At 69.9% G+C, this 19,467-nt stretch carries 19 protein-coding genes; 9 read left to right on the top strand and 10 right to left on the bottom strand.

The window, feature by feature from the left end:
* The first annotated feature begins 9 nt into the window (after window positions 1-9).
* A complete protein-coding gene (locus tag R3A49_02815; GenBank protein ID MEZ5169662.1) occupies window positions 10-2,175 on the top strand; it encodes a DEAD/DEAH box helicase in 2,166 nt (721 codons plus the stop codon).
* 3 nt (window positions 2,176-2,178) lie between these two features.
* Entirely contained in the window at window positions 2,179-2,925 is a 747-nt protein-coding gene (locus tag R3A49_02820) for a hypothetical protein (GenBank protein MEZ5169663.1), read from the top strand.
* On the opposite strand, the gene R3A49_02825 is transcribed toward R3A49_02820, so the two are convergent.
* Window positions 2,896-4,314, bottom strand: a complete 1,419-nt coding sequence (locus R3A49_02825; protein ID MEZ5169664.1) for a hypothetical protein — start codon at window positions 4,312-4,314, stop codon at window positions 2,896-2,898. The genes R3A49_02820 and R3A49_02825 overlap by 30 nt on opposite strands.
* A 131-nt stretch (window positions 4,315-4,445) precedes the next feature.
* On the opposite strand from R3A49_02825, the gene R3A49_02830 reads away from it, so the two are divergent.
* The 5 genes from R3A49_02830 to R3A49_02850 all read left to right on the top strand — a co-directional run bounded on the left by R3A49_02830 (window position 4,446) and on the right by R3A49_02850 (window position 9,685).
* Entirely contained in the window at window positions 4,446-6,050 is a 1,605-nt protein-coding gene (locus R3A49_02830) for an FAD-dependent thymidylate synthase (protein MEZ5169665.1), read from the top strand.
* A gap of 408 nt (window positions 6,051-6,458) precedes the next feature.
* Window positions 6,459-6,998 carry a DUF4193 family protein gene (locus tag R3A49_02835; protein ID MEZ5169666.1) on the top strand — a complete coding sequence of 180 codons (540 nt, stop codon included), beginning with the start codon at window positions 6,459-6,461 and terminating at the stop codon, window positions 6,996-6,998.
* A 2-nt stretch (window positions 6,999-7,000) separates the two neighbouring features.
* Window positions 7,001-8,599 carry an apolipoprotein N-acyltransferase gene (gene lnt, locus R3A49_02840; GenBank protein ID MEZ5169667.1) on the top strand — a complete coding sequence of 533 codons (1,599 nt, stop codon included), beginning with the start codon at window positions 7,001-7,003 and terminating at the stop codon, window positions 8,597-8,599.
* A gap of 30 nt (window positions 8,600-8,629) precedes the next feature.
* Window positions 8,630-9,187 carry a hypothetical protein gene (locus tag R3A49_02845; protein MEZ5169668.1) on the top strand — a complete coding sequence of 186 codons (558 nt, stop codon included), beginning with the start codon at window positions 8,630-8,632 and terminating at the stop codon, window positions 9,185-9,187.
* Between the two features lie 18 nt (window positions 9,188-9,205).
* Window positions 9,206-9,685 (top strand): GNAT family N-acetyltransferase, encoded by a 480-nt coding sequence (locus tag R3A49_02850; GenBank protein MEZ5169669.1) that lies wholly within the window; start codon window positions 9,206-9,208, stop codon window positions 9,683-9,685.
* 212 nt (window positions 9,686-9,897) lie between these two features.
* Here the strand turns inward: R3A49_02850 and R3A49_02855 are convergent, their stop codons facing one another.
* Entirely contained in the window at window positions 9,898-10,296 is a 399-nt protein-coding gene (locus tag R3A49_02855; protein ID MEZ5169670.1) for an SHOCT domain-containing protein, read from the bottom strand.
* A gap of 296 nt (window positions 10,297-10,592) precedes the next feature.
* Between R3A49_02855 and R3A49_02860 the strand changes: the two genes are divergently transcribed.
* Both R3A49_02860 and R3A49_02865 read left to right on the top strand, forming a co-directional pair.
* On the top strand, window positions 10,593-11,057 hold the full coding sequence (locus R3A49_02860) for a hypothetical protein (GenBank protein ID MEZ5169671.1): 465 nt from the start codon (window positions 10,593-10,595) through the stop codon (window positions 11,055-11,057).
* Window positions 11,058-11,144: 87 nt separating this feature from the next.
* Complete coding sequence (locus R3A49_02865) at window positions 11,145-11,774, top strand: hypothetical protein (GenBank protein ID MEZ5169672.1); 630 nt, start codon at window positions 11,145-11,147, stop codon at window positions 11,772-11,774.
* Here the strand turns inward: R3A49_02865 and R3A49_02870 are convergent.
* The 8 genes from R3A49_02870 to R3A49_02905 form a co-directional block, all read right to left on the bottom strand.
* On the bottom strand, window positions 11,763-12,656 hold the full coding sequence (locus R3A49_02870; GenBank protein MEZ5169673.1) for a TIGR03564 family F420-dependent LLM class oxidoreductase: 894 nt from the start codon (window positions 12,654-12,656) through the stop codon (window positions 11,763-11,765). The two genes, R3A49_02865 and R3A49_02870, sit on opposite strands and share 12 nt — an antisense overlap.
* Window positions 12,653-14,218 (bottom strand): aminomethyl-transferring glycine dehydrogenase subunit GcvPB, encoded by a 1,566-nt coding sequence (gene gcvPB / locus R3A49_02875; GenBank protein MEZ5169674.1) that lies wholly within the window; start codon window positions 14,216-14,218, stop codon window positions 12,653-12,655. Before gcvPB ends, R3A49_02870 begins: the two co-directional genes overlap by 4 nt.
* Window positions 14,215-15,555, bottom strand: a complete 1,341-nt coding sequence (gene gcvPA / locus R3A49_02880; GenBank protein ID MEZ5169675.1) for an aminomethyl-transferring glycine dehydrogenase subunit GcvPA — start codon at window positions 15,553-15,555, stop codon at window positions 14,215-14,217. Before gcvPA ends, gcvPB begins: the two co-directional genes overlap by 4 nt.
* A gap of 147 nt (window positions 15,556-15,702) precedes the next feature.
* Window positions 15,703-16,797, bottom strand: a complete 1,095-nt coding sequence (gcvT, locus tag R3A49_02885; protein MEZ5169676.1) for a glycine cleavage system aminomethyltransferase GcvT — start codon at window positions 16,795-16,797, stop codon at window positions 15,703-15,705.
* Entirely contained in the window at window positions 16,794-17,201 is a 408-nt protein-coding gene (locus tag R3A49_02890; protein ID MEZ5169677.1) for a hypothetical protein, read from the bottom strand. Before R3A49_02890 ends, gcvT begins: the two co-directional genes overlap by 4 nt.
* A gap of 33 nt (window positions 17,202-17,234) precedes the next feature.
* Complete coding sequence (locus R3A49_02895) at window positions 17,235-17,780, bottom strand: MerR family transcriptional regulator (GenBank protein ID MEZ5169678.1); 546 nt, start codon at window positions 17,778-17,780, stop codon at window positions 17,235-17,237.
* Between the two features lie 111 nt (window positions 17,781-17,891).
* Window positions 17,892-18,929 carry an NAD-binding protein gene (locus tag R3A49_02900; protein ID MEZ5169679.1) on the bottom strand — a complete coding sequence of 346 codons (1,038 nt, stop codon included), beginning with the start codon at window positions 18,927-18,929 and terminating at the stop codon, window positions 17,892-17,894.
* The gene (locus R3A49_02905) at window positions 18,929-19,411 is read right to left on the bottom strand and encodes a bifunctional nuclease family protein (GenBank protein ID MEZ5169680.1); all 483 of its coding nucleotides are present in this window, start codon (window positions 19,409-19,411) and stop codon (window positions 18,929-18,931) included. The genes R3A49_02900 and R3A49_02905 overlap by 1 nt, the downstream gene beginning before the upstream one ends.
* Window positions 19,412-19,467 lie beyond the last annotated feature (56 nt).

Consider the following 19,467-nt stretch of genomic DNA (forward strand, 5'->3'; position numbering starts at 1 on the left):
CCGTCGCTCGTGGACCCGCGTCGCTTCGCCGAGGATCGGGGCCTGACGCTCGACTCCTTCCAGCGCGACGCGATGGACGCACTGGACGCGGGCTCCTCAGTTCTCGTGTGTGCGCCGACGGGGGCGGGCAAGACCCTCATCGCCGAGTTCGCGGTCGTGGCGGCGCTCGGGGCCGGCGGGCGCGCCTTCTACACGACACCCATCAAGGCGTTGTCGAACCAGAAGTACCGCGACCTCCGGGAGCAGGTGGGGGAGTCCCGCGTCGGCCTCCTCACCGGCGACACGAGCATCAGCCCGCGAGCGTCGATCGTCGTCATGACCACCGAGGTGTTACGCAACATGCTCTACGCCGACTCCCCGGCACTCAAGGGTCTCGGCACCGTGGTGCTCGACGAGGTCCACTATCTCCAGGACCGGGCGCGCGGAGCGGTGTGGGAGGAGATCATCATCCACCTCCCTCCGGAGATCGGGATCGTCTGCCTGTCCGCGACGGTGTCGAACGCCGACGAGTTCGCGGACTGGCTGCGGGAGGTACGTGGCGACGTCGTCACCGTCGTCGAGCAGGAGCGACCCGTGCCCCTGGACCACTTCTGGGTCGCGGCCGACCGGCACGATGACCTCGTGATCCTCCCGACCTTCGCGACCCGGAGAGGAGTCGAGGTCCCGAACCCCGACGCTGTCATTCTGGAGGCCGACCACGCCCCGCGCCGCACGCGAGCGCACCAGCGAGGCGGCCGGCGAGGCGGCCGCGGCCGGAGTGCGCTGCGACAGCCCGGCCGGGTGGAGCTCCTCGACGCTTTGCGGGACCGCGACGAGCTCCCGGCCATCTACTTCATCTTCAGCCGCGCCGGCTGCGACCGCGCCCTCGACGAGTGCGTCTCGGCCGGTGTGCGGTTCACGACCGCCGACGAGGCCCGCCGGATCCGCGGGATCGCCGAGTCCCGAACGGCTGCCCTCGATGACCGCGACCTCGACGCCCTGGGGTACAGCCGCTGGCTCCACGCTCTCGAACGGGGCCTGGCCGCTCACCATGCCGGAATGGTTCCGGCCATGAAGGAAGCCGTGGAGGAGGCCTTCGTCGCCGGTCTCGTGCAGGTCGTGTTCGCCACCGAGACACTCGCCCTGGGTGTGAACATGCCGGCCCGGTCTGTGGTGCTCGAGAAGATCACGAAGTTCACCGGCACCGGCCACGAGATGCTCACCGCCGCCGAGTACACCCAGCTCGGTGGGCGCGCCGGCCGGCGTGGTCTCGATGCGGCCGGGCAGGTCTACGTGTGCTGGAGCCCGTTCGTCACGTTCGACCAGGTGGCGGCGCTGGCAGCGCGGACCACCTACGAGCTCCGGTCGTCGTTCCGCCCGACCTACAACATGGCCGCCAACCTCGTGAAGAGCCACGAGCGGGCCGAGGCGCACGAACTGCTGAACCTGAGCTTTGCCCAGTTCCAGAGCGACCGGGCGGTCGTGGGCCTCGAACGCCAGCTTCGCAAGCGACGCCGTGATCTCCGCCGCGCGGAGAAGCGCGGGGAGTCGACGTCACGACCCGCCAGGAAGGTGGCACGTCTCGAGCGACGCATCGCGGGCCGTTCGGAGAACCTGTCGAGATCGTTCGACCGCGTCATCGGGCTCCTCGACAGCTGGGGTTATGTGGAGGGCTGGTCCCTCACCGCGCGGGGTGAGGTGCTGGCCGGCCTGCACTGTGAGCTGGACCTCGTGGCGGCGGAGATGATGGCCGAGGGGCTCCTGCAGGATCTGGACGCCCCGTCGGTGGCGTCGGTCGTGTCCTGCTGCACGTTCGAGCGTCGTGGCTCCGACGACGACAGCGCTCCCGTCGGGGCACCCACCCGGGAGGTCGGCGCCCGTGTGCGACGGCTCCAGCGGATCTCCGACGCGCTGGGGGCCGCCGAGACCGACGCCGATCTGCCGGTCACGCGGGCGATCGACTCGGGCTTCGCCCACGAGGCCTACGAGTGGACGCGGGGTGACGCACTGGCCGACGTCCTCGCCGACGACATCACCGGCGGCGACTTCGTTCGTTGCGTCCGACAGCTCCTCGACCTCCTGCGGCAGGTCGCCGAGGCGGCCCGGGCAGCGGGGGAGCGGGAGACAGCAGGGGTGGCGGCGGAGGCGGCCGACGCCGCGCTGCGAGGTGTCATCGCCGCGTCCGAGGAACGCTGAGCCGTGGGAGGCGTCGAGCCGGGTCGACCGTGGGAGAGCCCGACCGCGGGTGAGGGCCCACGTGTCGTCGAGGGTGTCGACGCGGAGCTGGCGGCCGCCTGGCACGAGGATCCGGGCAGCGTGATCGCCTTCCGGCCCGACGCGTCGTCCGACATCGCCCGTGTCCTCGGAACGACGACGCGCACGTCGGGAACCGAACCGACGGCGCCGGGAGACCGGGTCGTGGCACTCGACGGGATGTGGTGCGTTGGTGAGATCCCTCCCTCGCTGTCGTCGCGCCCGGCCGACCGGCGGCGGGAGCGCCTCGAGCGCCCCGTGTCGGAGTTCCCGGCGATCGGGACGGTGGTGCTCGGGACGCCACCCGACCGGCTGGGACGCCTGTCGCGTTCGTTCCACGTGCGCGTCGCCGTCGACGGTCGTGAGGTGTTCGCAGGGAAGATGACGACGGTCGTCGTGGCGTCGGGCGAGTTCCTCCGCGGCGCTGATCTCGTACCGCGGGGCCACCCGGGTGACGGGCGCCTCGAGGTCCAGGTCTACACGCTGGAACGCCGCCAGCGGAAGGTCATGCGGGAGCGCCTCGCGACGGCCGGCCACCTTCCCCATCCCGGCATCCTCGAACGCAGCGGTCGCCGTGTCGAGGTGACGGTCCCGACGGGCTCGTGGCCCCTGGAGGCGGATGCTGTTCCCCGGGCACCCGTGTCGGGGCTCGAGGTGACCGTTCTACCGGGCGCGGTTCGACTCGCGCTCTAGCCGGACCGCCGGGACGACACGGCGTCGTGACCCGGCGACGAGAGCGAGCCCCAGCGTGAGAGCCATCAGTGCGCTCGCCGCGGCGATCAGGATGTCGGAGGGCCCGGTGGCGGGGAGTGTCGGAGTGCCGCCGCTCGCACCACCGGAGCCGTCGGGGCCGCTGCCACTCGGGCCGTCGGCGCCGGGAGTGCCGCCGCCGGGATCCGTGCCACCCGGGGCGCTCCCGCCGGGATCACCACCACCGGGATCACCACCACCGGGATCGCCACCACCGGGATCACCACCACCGGGATCACCACCTGCCGGGCAGAAGCTCTCCGTCGACTGCGCGAGGTCGGGGGCGCCCACGAAACCCAGGCCGCCGAAACCGATACCGGCGACCGCGCCGTTCTGGAGGCCCCCGGCGATGAAGACGGGGAAGCCGCACGCCTGGCCGTCGGACTCCCAGGGGCCGGCAGCGACGGGCGACCACGAGTCGGTTGCCTGCTCCCAGAACCAGAAGTCGCGCTCCAGGCTGTCACCCGACCCGCCGGGGTCGGCATTGCCGCCGAGCATGAGAACCCCGGGGTTCGCACCCGTCACGGCGCCCATGGCCTGGAGCGCGCGTGGTGACGGGCCGCAGTCGGCCGGCCCGCAGGCCTGTACCCAGTCGGAGTCGCCCGGCGTGAAGGTCCACGTGTTGGCGTTTGTCGGCTGCCCCGGGCCCGACTGCCCGCCGAACATCACGAACTTCTCACCGTCCCAGCCCATCTGCGTGGAGATCAGACCACCGGGAGCACACGCGCTGCAGATCTCCGTCCAGTTCGCGCCGTCGAACGACCACGTGTCGGACGCTCCACCCGGCCCTCCGATCAGACCGCCGTACATCAGAACCTGGGCGCCGTTTCCCGCCATGGCCATGGTGAGGCGACCGACGGGAACCGCGTCGCCGCCACCGGGAGGGCACCCGGTCTGGTCGCAGAGAACCGACCACGACGAGCCGTCCCAGTTCCAGGTCGTTCCGCGTTCACCGGCCGTCTCGCCGGCGCCGAACATCACGACACCCGCCGGCCCGGTTCCCGCGCCGTGGAAGAAGGTGTTGCCGGGTCCGCAGGGGGAGTCGGCGCCGCTCACCGAGGTGCCACACCGCGGCTCCCAGTCGCCGCCCTCGTACACCCAGGTGTCGGCGTACGGGACGCCGGGCCCGGGAGGCCCGTCGGGCTTCCCGCCGTAGACGACGGCCTGGGTCCCGGCGGGATTGGCGGCTCCCGCTGCAAAGAAGCGCGGCACGTCGAACTCCGGTGGTGCGTCGACGGTGTCCCATTCGAACGTCTCGGCGGCTGCCGGGGCGGCCAGGGCCACCACGAGGGCGCAGGCCGCCAGAACGGGCAGACTTCTGCGTGCACGCATCCGGTTCCTTTCACGGACGACCGGGACCGGTGGGCCGTCTCCGGGGGTCCTGATCGGCCGACCGGGCCGGAACCTGAGGGTTCGGGGCGGTCCCCGGGGGTGGGGTGGGGCACCGGTAGGCTCGGCGTCCCATGACCTACGTGGCGGAGAGCTTCACCGACGACGAAGCCACCGTTCTGCGGCCCTACTTCACGAATCTCGAGGGGCCGGTGTTCGCCCTCGTGAACCTCCCCGAGGTCGTCAAGGGCGCGCTGTTCGCCCGCTACTCCCGCTCCTCCAAGAGCCTCCGACGGTTGTTTCTCGACGAGTTCGTGGGCGACCTCGACCTCACCGGTGACCTCACGGTCGACGCCACGGTCGGCCTACGCCGCGCCGAGGAGCTCTACGAGCGCGTGTTCGTCGAGTACGGCGATGACTCGGTAGCACAGCTCGGGGGTGTGCACCTGGCGTGCGAGCAGGCGAGCAACGTCCTCACGAAGATCCTCGAGTGGGGTCGCCTGATGTCGTATCTCGAGCAGTCGACGCGCTACATCCCCTATGACATCCGCCTGGGCGGGCACTACCGCTACCGGCGCGACCCCGACGTCCTCGGCTCGTCCCTGGGTGCGCGCTACGTGTCCGACATGGACACGATCTTCTCCACCTACTCCGAGATGCTGCCCGTCATGCTGGAGTGGGCGAGGGAGCGTCACCCCAAGGATCCCGGCGACTCCGATTTCGTCTACAAGCAGACCATCAAGGCCAAGGCGTGCGACGCCCTGCGCGGCCTGCTGCCTGCCGCCACCCTCTCGAACGTCGGGATCTACGGAACCGGCCAGGCCTACGAGGCACTGCTGCTGCGGATGCGCGCGCACCCGCTCCCCGAGGCGCGCGAATACGCCGCTCTCATGCTCACCGAGCTCCGCAAGGTGGTGCCGTCCTTCCTGAGCAGGGTCGATCGCGAGGAAAGGGGAGTGGCGTGGAGCGACTACCTCGCGGAGACACGCGACGAGACGGCCGCGGCCGCCAGCGCGTTGCTCGGTGACACCGAGCCGGCGGAGGCGCCCGCGGTCACCCTCACCGACTGGGACCCGGAGGGCGAGGACAAGGTCCTGGCGGCGATCTGCTACGCCCACACCGATCTGCCCGAGATCCAGGTGTTCGAGCGCATCCGCCAGATGGACGCCGGCTCCAGGAGCGCCCTGATGGACGCCTACGTCGGGGAGCGCGTCAACCGGAGGCACCGACCCGGGCGCGCGTTCGAGCGGGTCTCCTACCGCTTCGACGTCCTGTGCGACTACGGCGCCTTCCGCGATCTTCAACGTCACCGAATGCTCACGCTCGAGTGGCAGCCGCTCGTCCCCTCGCACGGCTACGACGTGCCCGAAGCCGTCATCGAGGCGGGTGAGGCCGACCGCTACCGGGAGGCGATGGGCCGCTCCGCCGGTCTGTACGGCGCGCTGCGCGAGCAGTTCCCCGACCAGGCCTCCTACGCCGTCGCGCTCGGATACAAGGTCCGCTTCGTCATGCAGATGAACGCGCGCGAGGCCATGCACGTGCTGGAGCTCCGCTCGACGCCGCAGGGCCATCCCGTCTACCGCGCCATCGCCCAGGAGATGCACCGTCAGATCGAGCACCGCGCCGGGCACCGCCTCATCGCGGCGGCCATGCGCCATGTCGACGACACCCAGCACGACCTCGAGCGACTGGAGGCCGAGCGGGCGGCGGAGCGGCGCCGGCAGAGCCCGGGCGCCTGAGATTTTTCTCACGGTCCGCTGACCAGCACCAACGCGTATCGATGCAGGTCAGAGCGTGGCCGGCCCGCCGGCTCCCGCTTGACACGGGCCATTTCATTTGGCCAAATGCATTGCGCCCGCGTCCCTCCGGTCGTGGGAGCGCCGGGCTCGGGGGGGCCTGGGAGACCCAGTAGAGAACGCTGGAATAACCCACCCGTTCCGTCGGGTCGGGCCAAACAGTGGCCCCAACGGTCTCCCGGGTTCCACCCACCGGCCGGGCGCTCCGCAGTCCCCGGGAATGCCCGGAAGCGTCGGAAGCGTTCACCCCACCGACGACGGGTCATGCGCCGGTTTCGTCACATGCCGGGGTTATACTCCGCGCCCGCGTAGGCCCGACGGACAACGGGCGTGAGGAGAAACGGTCCACCCATGACCGCCAGCAAGACGAGTCAGAAGGACGCCGACCCGGGTGTCGACGACGAGGCAACGGACGACGACGACCTCGACGACGACTTCGACGACGACCTCGACGACGAGCTCGATCTCGACGACGACGACCTCGACGACGACCTCGACGACGACGACCTCGACGACGACGTCCTGGCACGCGACGACGAAGACGATGACGAGGACGACGACGAGGACGACGAGCGCCTCGACACGGGCGACCTGAGCGGCGAAGCCGCCTCGAAACGACCGGCGGGCGGGCGTGGTGGCGACGACGAGGGAATGGACCTCGAGGAGGAACACCACCCCGACGACGTCGAGGAGCCTCTCGACGTCGTACTGCGGGAGCGCACAGCCACCCCCGAGGACACCGACGATTCGTCCGGTGACGCGGGCCCCGACGGCCCCCGCCGCATCACACCCCGGGGCTCCGACGAGTTCCTCTGCTCCTCGTGCTTCCTCGTCCTCCCGCGCAACCAGCTCGCGGACGAGAAGAACCAGCTCTGTCGCGACTGCGCGTGAGAATGGGGTCGACCACGGCCCCGTCACCCGCGGCGCAGGAAACACGCGAACCGTCGCAGCGGCGCGTGTGGTTCACACCCGTCACGGCGTCGGTGCTGTCGGGGCTGCTGGTGTTCCTGTCTATGCCGCCCGTCGACCTCGGCTGGAGCGCGTTCGTGGCCCTCGTCCCCCTGCTGTGGGCCTGGCGGGGGAGCGGGGCGCGTCGAGCCGCCGGCTACGGCTTCCTGGCCGGGTGTGTCTACTTCGCGCTGCTCCTGTCGTGGGTCTTCTTCTTCGGCCCGTTCGCCGTGGTCCCCCTGGTCGCGGCCCTGGCGGCCATGTGGGCCCTCATCGGCGCCGCCGTGGCCGGCCTCGCCCGCCTCGACGTCCGCTCCCCGTGGACCACCGCCGCCGTGTGGGTCCTGGTCGAAGCCTTCATGGGAAGGATCCCTCTGGGTGGCTTCTCGTGGGGCGAGGTCGGCTACGCCTTCCACGGCGTGGGGGTGGTGCGCTCCCTCGCCTCGTGGGGCGGGGTCCTGGTCATCTCCTTCGTGGTCGTGGCCGTCAACGCGCTGCTTCTCGACATCGGCGTGGCGCTGTCGCGTCGGAGGGCGGTGCCGCAGGGTGCCGGCGCCGGGCGGTCCCTCCTACGCGCCGGAGTCGGCATCGGGATCGTGGCCCTCGTCACCGTCGGGCTCCACGTCGCCGTCTTCGAGCCGACCCCCACCGGGGAGATGTCCTTCGCTCTCGTGCAGGCCAACGACATCAACCGCGACCTGACCGACGCGGAACTGAACGCCCGCTACCTGCCGCGGCGCCACCTGGCGGAGGCGGCCGACCTCGAGGGCGTCTCCGAAGACGACGTCGACCTCATCGTGATCCCCGAGTCGGGTCTCGACTGGGATCCCCGCATCGACCCCGGCTACCCGAATGACGACCTCGGCGCCCTCGATGACGAGATCGCCGACGTCGCAACAACCCACGACGCTGCCGTGCTGGCGAACGCGTCCGTGGAGGTGGGCAACGACGAACTCGAGAACACGAACTTCCTCTACGACCCCGACGGCACCCTTCAGGGCACCTACGTGAAGCAGCATCTGGTCCCGTTCGGGGAGTACGTGCCGGGGCGCCGCTACCTCGACTGGATCGGGGCGCTCGACCAGGTGCCCCGCGACAACGTCGCCGGCGACGAGGTCGGTGAGTTCCAGGTTGCCGGCCACACGGTGGGCAGCGTCATCTGCTTCGAGTCGGCCTTCGGCGCCACCTACCGCGAGACCGTCGAGGCCGGAGCGGAGATCGTCGTGGTGCAGACCAACAACCGGTCCTACCGGCGCTCCTCGAACAGCGAGCAGCACATCGCCATGTCGCAGATGCGGGCGGTGGAGACTGGCAGGGCGGTACTGCACGCATCGGTGTCGGGCAGCAGCGCCGTGATCGCGGCCGATGGCACCATCGAGGCGACCACTCCGCAGTTCGAGACGACGGTGCTGGCGGGCACCTCGACGACGATGACCGGCGAGACCCCCTACTTGCGCTTCGGCGACTGGATCCTCCTGGCGTCGGTGCTCACCCTTCTCGGGGCAGTGGGCCACGGATTGTTCGCCCGGCGGGCACGTCCGTAGACTCGGGGACCGACCCTCGAGGAGGTAGACGTGCCCTCGTCCTCCAGCCACAAGCCCACGGCCGCCGACGTGCTCGTCTATGCGCCGGTCGGCGTGGCCTCCCTGGCCCGAGACTTTCTGCCGGGATTCGTGGCGCTGGCCGTGTCGCGTGGCCGTGCCGAGCTCGAGGCACACCAGGACAGGGTGGACCAGGAGGTCACGAGGGCCCGGGGTATCGGCCAGGTGGCCGCCGCCGCCGCTCCGGGTTTCGTCGAGAGGCAGTTGCGCATCGCGCGTGAACGTGCCACGGAAGCCATCGCCGAGATCGCCGAGTTTCGGGCCGGCCTCCCGGGCCGGTCCGACACCGCCGCACCGACCTCGTCCCCGGCGGCGGACCCGTCCACCAACGGACAGCTCAGTGCCGTGCCCGATCAGACCGAGGAGCGCGCCGACCTGCCGATTCCCGACTACGACGTACTCGCCGCCTCCCAGGTGGTCGACCGCCTGAGCGGCCTGCGCGACGACGAGCTGCGGTCGATACGCGAGTACGAGTCGTCCCACCGCGGGCGCAAGACGGTTCTCGGCCGCATCGACCAGCTCACGAGCTGAGGCGGCGACAGAGCGCCCGTGGAAGCCTCCCGGCCGGCACGAGCCGCCGACGTCGAGGCCGTTGTCGATCTCGCCGGCGCCGCCGTTGCCGAACTACTACGGGAGCGGGGTGGCCCTCTCTGGGCGCGCCGGGAGGCCCGCGACACCCTCACGCCCAAGTCTCTTGCGGTGCTGGTGGCTGCCGACGACGTCCACGTCGTCGTCGGAACCATCGACGACACGGTCGTCGGCTTCGCGATCCTGGAGTTCGAGGCCCTGCGTGACGGCTCCCTGCTCGGGCGCCTCCGCGAGATCTACGTGGACCCCGCCGCCAGGGGTGTCGGTGTGGGGGAGGCGATGATCCGCGACGTCGTGGTCGCCTGCGCCGAGCGGGGATGCGCCGGCATCGACGCCCTGGCGCTCCCCGGCCAGCGTGCCACGAAGAACTTCTTCGAGGCGTCGGGCTTCACCGCACGCTCCCTCGTGATGCACCGTTCCCTCGACGGGACCGCCTCCTGAGCGGGCACTGCCCGGGTGGCGTTGCCCGCCGAGGGCCCACGGCTCCTCACCTCTACCGCCGATAATCCTCGTTATGTAAAGTACGGGTGGACGGGCAGTACGGCGGGAGGCGTTTCTCTCCGGCGTCGCTGCTGTCCCCCGGACGCGACAGGGCGCCCCGGTTCCTCGAGGCGCCCGAATCCTGTCGTTCCCGCCCCGGAGGGCGGAGAGGCTCAGAGGAGCTTGGCCTTGGCCTTGTTGTACTCGTCCTCGGAGATCGTTCCGTTGGCCTTGAGGTCGGCCAGCTTGGCGAGCTCGTCGGCGACGCTGCCACCGCCGCCACCGGCGGTCGTGCGCACGTACTCGTCGAACTGCTTCTGGGCCGCCTGTTGCTGGGCCAGGGCCCGCTCCCCCATGCCCTGACCGCGCACGATCAGGTAGATGAAGGCGCCGAAGAACGGCAGGATGATGATCAGCATCGACCAGCCGAACTTCGCCCATCCCGACTCCTCGTGGTCCCGGAACAGGTCCGAGAAGATCGAGATGATCAGCCAGAACCAGATGACGAACAGGAAGATCCACAGGACGGTCAGGAACGCCTGACCGCTACCGAACTCTGCACCGAGACTCATCGCTCTCCTTGATGATGTTCACCCCCGGACCGGCTGGTACGGGCGCGGGTGATTCTGCCACGGCGGCGGCCCCTACGCCGTGCCGGAGCGGGCCTGCCGCTCCGCTCGGGAGGACAGACGTCCCGGACCACGCCGCCGGGGTGCGCCGACGACGACGTCCTCCGTCGCTCACACGGATCCCTGTCGCCATGCTGCGCCACAATGCACCGAAAGTCCGGTTTGCCGTGGACAAACACGACTACAACCAATACACTTCGCGAAAGCCAGATAACCACTCTTGGTGAAAGGACTACTCCATGAACGCCCAGCCCACCCCACCTGCGACCCGGCCTCGCCGCCGCGGCCTCAGGGCCCTGGCCCTCGTCGGACTCGCCGTCGTCGGCCTCTCCGCCTGCGGCGGCCGTGCCTACATGGCCGTCAACGGGCCCAACTTCCCCGCCGAACACGCCGAAGGGCTCGTGGGAGGGCCAGGTCTGAAGTTCACCCACGACGCCGAGGGCAAGGTCGTCTCCATCGTCGGCGTGGGACCCGTGACGCGACCCGACGGTAGCAACACCGTCATCGCCGTCGACATCCACCGCAAGGCCAACGGCTACGAGTACCAGGGGACCATCAACTACAAGCTGAAGAACGGCCACGACTGCGACTGGATCATCGACGACGATCCCCGGAACGTCCCCGAGGCGGGTCTGGCGGGCGTCGCTGTGAGCAACTGTGAGAACGGCGGGTCGAGCGCCGTGTGGCGTTTCGACCCCACGTGATCTCCCCCCTCACGTAGGGAATGCGAACGGGGGCCTTCGGGCCCCCGTTTCGCGTCCGGCCGCCGGATCATGGGGCATGATGGCTGGATGCCGATGAACACAGGGGCCGCGATCGAAGAACCGGCAGCGCAGGCGTTCCTGCGGTCGTGTGTTCCCTGGATCGTCGGGATCGTGGTCGTCGGGGCGGGTTTCATCGGAATCAGCGTGGTCGCTCTGGTCGTCTGGGACTGGCCCAAGGCGTGGTATCCGATGTCGTTCGGTGGGGGGATCGTCGCCGTCGGCTACTGGGCCTGGAACTGGTATCTCGGGATTCGCCACATGGTGTCCACGAATCCGTGGGTCGAACGCGGATGCCGGTTCGGCTACAACGAGTGGCACGGCACCACCTGGCAGGCAGTGCTGCACCTCGACCAGGATGCCGCGGACCCGGCGTCCGCGGTCTACAGCCGCCACGTCAGCAGCATTCGTCGGACATTTCGGCGCTATCGACCGGTCGAGGGATGCGACGGAGGCGCCGTGCGAATCGTGGGAGATCCGACGAGCCCGCTTGGGGTTCTTGTCTCGCCACCCGACGCCGCTGTAGCGGTCCACATGGGGCCGTACGCCCGGAGCAAGAAGCCAGAGGGGATTCGGCTGGGCGGACGGCTTCTGTGGAGGTATCGATCGTCGGTCGGCAACTATCCGCCGACCGGGTATCGCCGGACCCTAGAGAAGTGAACGCAACGCCTGGCGGGTGCGGGCGGCCTCGTCGGCGTTGGTCGCGAACTCGGAGGCGCCGAAATCGGTGACGCCCTCCCCCGCCAGAGCCTGGATCTGGTCGACCACTGACTCCTCGGCGCCGATGATGGCGACGTCGCCGGGTGACTCTGCTCCCTCCCGGTCCAGCATGGCCCGGTACGACGGGAGCTCGCCGTAGATGGCGAACAGCTCGTTCGCGCGGGCCCGGGCACCGTCGACGTCGTCGGTCACGCACACCGGAAGCCCGACGATGATCCGCGGTGCCGGACGGCCGGCCTCCGCGGCGGCCTGCGTGATCGTCGGCACGGTGTGGTCACCGAGTGTTCGGCGACCCGTCATCCATGTGATCGTCCCGTCGGTGCGTTGGCCCGCCAAGCGGAGCATCTGCGGGCCGAGGGCGGCGACCACGACGGGGGGCGCCGCGGCGACGGGCTGTGTCGCTCCGTGGAAGCTGTTGCGGTCACCCTCCACGTCGACGACCTCCCCTGCCATGGCCGGCAAGAGGATGTCGAGGTACTCGCTGAGGTAGCCGACAGGCTTGTCGAAACTGATACCGAACACACCCTCGATCATCACCTGGTGCGACAGGCCGATACCGAGGAGCAGCCGTCCACCCGTGGCAGCGTTGACCGTCGTGGCCTGCATGGCCAGGTTGGCGGGGTGCCGTCCGTAGACCGGCACCACAGCGGTTCCGAGGGTGATCCGGTCGGTGCGGGTGCCCGCAACGGCCAACGTCGTGAGAGCGTCCTCGGCCATGATCTGCGGGAGTGCCCAGCTCGCGAAGCCGTCGGCCTCGGCACCGGTCGCGTGAGCGAGTTGATCCTCGAGGCTCCCTGCTCGTCCCAGTATGCCGATGTTCATGATCCGTCTCCGTTCTCGGGTGTCCAGCGCAACCGGAGCCGCTTGGCGGCCGCCACCTCGTCGACCCGGCCCACGGGTGTGGCGTGCGGAGCGGAGCGGGCAGCCTCTCCCCCGTCGGTGTCGGCCTCGGCGACGATGCGCTCGAATGCCGCCGCCATCGCCTCGACCGTCTGGGGGCTCTCGGTCTCGGTGGGCTCCACCATGAGCGCCTCGTCGACGATCAGGGGGAAGTACATCGTGGGAGGATGGAAGCCCTCGTCGATGAAGCGCTTGGCGACGTCGATCGCCCGCACGTCGGCGCGCGCCTTCAGTGGAGTCGCCGACGCCACGAACTCGTGCATGCACGGTTCGTCGTAGGGGAACTCGAACACGCCCCGCAGCCGTTCCTGGAGATACCGGGCGTTGAGGACAGCCGCGTCGGCCACCCGGCGCAGTCCGTCGCCGCCGTTCACGAGGATGTAGGCGTACGCGCGGGCCAGCGCGAGCGCGTTGCCGTGCCATCCGTGGATGCGACCGATCGAGCACTCCGGCGTGGTCCACTCGAAGCGACCACTCTCGTCGTCGAACTCCGGTCGTGGGCCCGGCAGGAACGGTGCCAGTCGCTCGGAGACCGCAACGGGCCCGGCACCGGGGCCACCTCCCCCGTGGGGGACGGCGAACGTCTTGTGGAGGTTCAGGTGGACGATGTCGAAGCCCATGTCGCCGGGGCGGACGACGCCGAGGATGGCGTTCAGGTTGGCGCCGTCGTAGTAGAGAAGCGAGCCTGCGTCATGGAGGACGGCGGCGATCTCCTGGATGTCGCGCTCGAAGAGACCCAGGGTGTTCGGGTTGGTGAGCATGAGGCCGGCGACGTCCTCGTCGACGAGATCCCGCAGGGCCCCGAGATCGACGAGTCCCCGCTCGTCGGTGGGGACCTCGACGACGTCGAAACCCCCGAGGGTGACCGACGCGGGGTTCGTGCCGTGCGCGCTGTCGGGGATCAGGACCTTGGAGCGCTGACGCCCCCGCGCGGCGTGCCAGGCCCGCATGAGCAGTAGCCCCGTGAGTTCCCCCGCGGCGCCGGCGGCCGGCTGCAACGTGGCGGCGTGCATCCCCGTGACCGCGCACAGGCTCTCCTCGAGACCCACGAGGAGTTCCATCCACCCCTGGATCTGGCTCGTGGGCTGGGCGGGATGCGCGCCGGCGAACCCGGCGAGCGCCGTGGTGGCGTCGCACAGCTTCGGGTTGTACTTCATCGTGCAGGAGCCCAGCGGGTAGGCGCCGTGGTCGACGGAGTAGTTACGTGAGCTGAGGCGCGTCACGTGCGCGACGAGGTCGCGTTCGGACACCTCCGGGAGGAGTGGGAGGTCCTCGGCGAGGTGCTCCGACCCCACGACCGACGACAACTCGACCTCGGGGATGTCGGTGGCGGCGAACGACCATGCACGCCGGCCCGGCGACGACAGCTCGAAGATCGTGGGCTCGGTGGCCTTTCCCGCGACGGGGGTCGACGCTGCCCGCCCGGCGCTCGGGGTAGCCAGGGAGGCCGGAACGTCGCGATTGCGTGCGCTCGGAGATGTCACGAGAGGGCCTTCTCCAGTGCGGCGGCGAAGCCGTCGATCTGCTCGCGGGTACGGGTCTCGGTGACGGACACCAGCATCGTGTGACCCAGGTCCGGGAAGTCGGTCGTGAGGTCGACCCCGCCGAGGTAGCCGGCCTCGGCCACGGCGTCGAGGACCTCCGTGACCGGTCGCGGGAGGCGGATCGGGAACTCGTAGAGCGTGTCGGCACCGACGGCCGGCTCGACACCGGGAATCCCCAGGAGCTGGGCCCTGGCGTAGTGGGCGCCCCGCACACACCGCGTGGCGAGCTCACGGAGCCCGTGCGGCCCGAGCCACGAGAGGTGGATGGCCGCCGCGACGGCGATCAGGGTCTGGTTGGTGCAGACGTTCGAGGAGGCCTTCTCCCGTCGGATGTGCTGCTCGCGCGTCGAGAGCGTGAGCACGTACGACCGGCGGTCGTTCGCGTCGACGGTCTCGCCGACGAGGCGCCCCGGGAGCCAGCGCCGCACCCAGGGGGCGTCGCGGCAGGCGAACAGTCCGAGGTAGGGGCCACCGAGCCCGAGCGGTGTACCGAAGGGCTGACCCTCCCCCACCGCCACATCGGCGCCCTGACCACCGGCGGAGCGCAGCACACCGGCGGCGACGGGGTCGGCGGAGGCCACCAGCAGCGCGCCGGCGTCGTGAGCGAGTGCCGCCGCAGCCGGCACGTCCTCCAGGGCCCCGAGTGCGTTGGGGTGGCCCACCAGGAGTGCGGCCGGCTCGCCGAGGTCGTCGGGCCACACGGTCACGCCGTTGACGAGCGGTGCGGGACGGATATCGAGCCGTGGACCGGTGAGTGTCGCGATGACCTCGCGGACATTGGGGTGGACACCCTCGGACACCCAGACCGTGCGCCGTTTCGTGGCCGCAGCCGCCAGGTTGAGTGCCTCCACCGCCGCCGAGGCACCGTCGTAGAGCGAGGCGTTGGCAATCTCGAGCCCGTAGAGCGAGGCCACCATCGTCTGGTACTCGAAGAGGGCCTGGAGCACACCCTGCGACAGCTCCGGCTGATACGGCGTGTAGGAGGTGACGAACTCCGAACGCATCATGAGAGCCGGGACGGCTGCGGGGAGCTCGTGCTCGTAGGCGCCGTACCCGGCGAACGACACGAGGTCGTTCGCCGCGGTTCGGTTGTGGCCGGCCATGGCGGCCAGGCCGGCCGAGGCGTCGGCTTCGGCGAGCCCGTCGACCATGTCGAGACCACCTGCGAGGCGCACAGCCTCCGGAATGTGTGCGTAGAGGTCATCGAGTGAGTCGAGCCCGCAGAATGCCAGCATCGCCCTGATCTCGTCGTCGGTGTGGGGAACGTAGTGGCCCACTCGGCGTCCGCCCTCTCGTCGCGCCTGTCTCGGTCCGGCACTGCGCGCCCCGTGGTTGCGGTGAGGCGACGGCACCGGGCTTCATCATCGCGGACCCGGCGCCACCCTCTCCAACGCTCCGGGCCCGGCCCGGGTGCGCCCGGCTCCTCAGCGCTCGATGAAGGGTGGGTCCACCACCGTGGCCGGGGTGGCCCTCCCTCGGATGTCGACGGCGACGCCGTCGCCCACCTCCACGTCGGAGCGCAGCAGGGCCAGGGCGATGCCGTGCCCGGTCGTGGGCGAGAAGTTCCCGCTCGTGACGGCTCCGAGCACCTCGTCGGGGTCGCGATCCGCCAGAACGGTGTAGCCCTCACGGGGGAACCGGCGCCCGTCGAGGGACAGGCCGAACAGGAGACGGGCCGGGCCGCTCTCGCGCTCGCGTGCCAGGGCCTCACGCCCGCGGAAGTCCACCTTGTCCCAGCCGACCACCCAGCCCAGCCGGGCCTGGAGGGGTGTGATCCCCTCACCGAGCTCGTGGCCGTGCAGTGGGTAACCCATCTCGAGGCGAAGCGTGTCACGGGCGCCGAGGCCCGCGGGGCTCGCGCCCTCCGCCAGCAGAGCATCCCAGAGCGCGCCCGCGTTCGCGGCGGGCACGTGGATCTCGACGCCGTCCTCGCCCGTGTAGCCCGTACCGGCCACCACGACGTCGGCGCCATCCCACGACGTACGGGCGACACCGAAGTGACCCGGGAGCCCCACGTCGCCGAGAACCGCCGACACGACCTCGCCCGACCGTGGGCCCTGGACGGCCAGGAGTGCCCGATCGGCGGTCAGGTCCTCGAACACGCAGGCACCCGGCACCCTGTCGGCCGCCTCTCCCAGAGCAGCCAGGAAGGGGGCCATGTTGGCGGCGTTGGGAAGCACGAAGAAGTCCTCGTCGCCGAGCCACCACACGATGACGTCGTCGACGACATGGGCGTCGTCGGGGTCGAGGGCATGGGTGTACTGGGCGCGCCCGACGCCGATCCGCCGGAGGTCGTTGGTGAGCAGCCACTGGAGAGCCTCGAACGCCCCCGGCCCGTTGACGCTGACGGTCCCGAGGTGCGAGACGTCGAACACGACGACGTCCTCGCGGCAGCGCCGGTGCTCGTCGAGAACACTCCCGTAGTCGATCGGCATGTCCCACCCCGCGAAGTCGACGAGCTTCGCGCCGAGACCACGGTGTCTGGCTTCCAGCGGGCTGTGGTGAGCCGATCCCGTCACGCAGATCCCGCCTCGCGAACCCGCGGGCCGAGGTCGAGGCCCGGAGCATCGGAAACGGGGCGCAGCGTCGGATGGTCCTCGAGCTGGGACGGAGGCTCCAGTCCGTACTTCACGAGGAGGTGGAGATAGTCGCGCTGGTAGAAGATCTTCACGTTTACCTCGGGATACTGCTCACGCAGTCGCCGCACCTTCCGGTTCTTCCTGGTGACGAGCTTCTGGTTCAGCGTCGTGATCTCGATGAAGAGGTCGTGCTCGGGGAGGTAGAAGTCGGGAGAGAACGCCTGGACCGGGTTGCCTTCGGAATCATGCTCCAGCGTGAACGTACGCGGCTCGTACTCCCAGCTGATGTTGTAGAAGTCGAGCAGCTTCGCGAACTGGCGCTCGGAGTTGTGCGCGAAACGCACGTCCTCGTGTGGGAGGCGCTCCGTGTCGATGTGTCAGTCCTCCGCTCCCGCCGCCCGAGAGGGCGTGACCCCGTCGTCGGGGCGCGGGGAGGCGCGGTGGTCGGCCGACGGCCCGGGGACGAGTTCGACGATCTGGGCGTCGAGCTCGTCGACCATGGAGCCGATCGGCACGATGTTCAGGACACCCTGTCCCTGCCGTACGAGGTCGAGCAGGTCGTCGCCGCTGCGCGTGACGACCGAGTTCTTCCCGTCGATCACCAGGCTCGCAGTGGCGAGGTCGCGCTCGACGTGCTCGCGGAAGTACGCGACGGCCTTGCGCGCACTCTGGAGCGACACCCCGGCGTCGAGGAGGCTCTTGACGACCTTCAGCTCGACGAGGTCGCGGTAGGAGTAGCGGCGCTGTGTGCCGCTCCCCGCGGCATCGGCGATGGACGGGCGGATCAGGTCGGTGCGCGCCCAGTAGTCGAGCTGCCGGTAGGAGATGCCGACGATGTCGCACACCTTCGGGCCGCCGAAACCCTCGCCGGCGGCGGCGCCGACCGGGTCGGACAGGTCGAGTTCGGGTTGGTCGGTGTCCATGGTCCCCCTGCTACGCGTGGTCATTTTTGCTACGCAACGTGGCGTTGTGCCGACCCTGTGCGGCGGACACGGCACTGGAGCGCGAGTAACACGCGTGTAGTTACGTGGACGCTACCCCTCCGGGGCCGTTTCGTCAACGTTCCCCGGGACGGTGCCGGTACGGAGGTACTCCCCCAGGGCGGCGTGCTGCGCCGTGGTGCCGATCACGATCATCGTCGTGCCCGCCCGCAGGGGCGTCCGCGGCGCGGGGTTCGAGTGGAACGTGCCCTGCGCGTCCCGCAGCGCCAGAACGAGCGCTCCCCCACTGGCGGTGCGGATGCGTGCGTCCGACAGGGCGAGGCCGTCGATCGGCGAGTTGTCGGGGACCACCATCTCCTCGAGGCTGTACTCGAGAGATCCGCCGTGCATGGCGACGTCGATGAAGTCGGCCACAGCGGGTTGCCGCGCGAACGCGGCGATCCTCTTGGCGCCGATTTCGAGAGGGTTCACCACGTGGTCGACCCCCGCCTGAGCGAGCTTCGCCTCGTTGTGGGCGGCGTTGGCCCGCGCCACGACGTGGAGGTCGGGGTTCTGCGCCTGTGCCGACAACGCCACCGAGATGGCGTCACCGTCGGACTCGAGGCTCACGATCAGGATCGCAGCGCGGGGAAGGCCGGCCCGGTCGAGGACGGCGTCGTCGGTGGCGTCACCGTGGACAGCGAGATAGCCGGCGTCGACCGCCTCGTCACAGCGGACCTCCTGGGTGTCCACGACGACGACGGGGCCGCTCTCGCACAGGATCGAGGCGATCGTTCGCCCGACCCGACCGTAGCCGCACAGCACGGTGTGCCCTTCGAGTTTCGAGATCTGTCGTTGCATGCGTCGCCTTCCGACGTGAAAGAGTTCGCTCTCGAGGACCTCCGCCCACACAGCGGCGAGCGAGTAGAGAACCGCGCCGACGCCGAAGACGATGAGGAACACCGTGAAGAGCCGGCCGGAGCCGTCGAGCGGGCGGATCTCGGAGAATCCGACCGTCGAGACGGTCACGACCGTCATGTAGAGGGAGTCCATGAAGGACCAGCCCTCGGCCAGCCAGAACCACGAGGTGCCGATCACGGCGATCGTGAAGAGGAGCAGGACGCCGGTCCTGATGCGTCTGCGGGCTTCCACTACTGGGCGAAGTCCTCCGGCGTCACAGTGTCGAGGAACTCCCGGAACTCCTCGACCTGCTCGTCTTCGTCCTCACTCTCGAACTCAACACCGGCTTCCTCGAGCACGGCGGGCGCAGCGACGATCGGGACGTCGCCCTCCTGGCGGACGGCGAGAGCGATCGCGTCGGAGGGACGCGACGAGACGCGGAAGGTCTCGTCGCCGCGCTGGAACTCGAGCTCGGCGAAGAACGTGCCCTCCTGGAGCTCGGTGATGACGACACGGTGCAGTGTCGTCCCCAGATCACTCAGTACGGAGGTGAAGAGGTCATGCGTCATGGGCCGCGGAGTGTCCATGCCCTGGAGGGCGTAGACGATGGCCGTCGCCTCGGGCGGGCCGATGAAGATGGGGAGATGCCTGTTGCCCTCCTCCTCGCGGAGCAGGACGATCGGCTGGTTCGTGGGAACCTCGACTCGCACACCGACCAGCGACAACGGAATCACGGCATCCTCCCGACGCGGGGCGATCCTACCATCGGCCGGATTCCGGCGATCGCGGC

The organism is Acidimicrobiia bacterium, assembly GCA_041394025.1.
GTDB lineage: Bacteria > Actinomycetota > Acidimicrobiia > IMCC26256 > JAOSJL01 > JAOSJL01.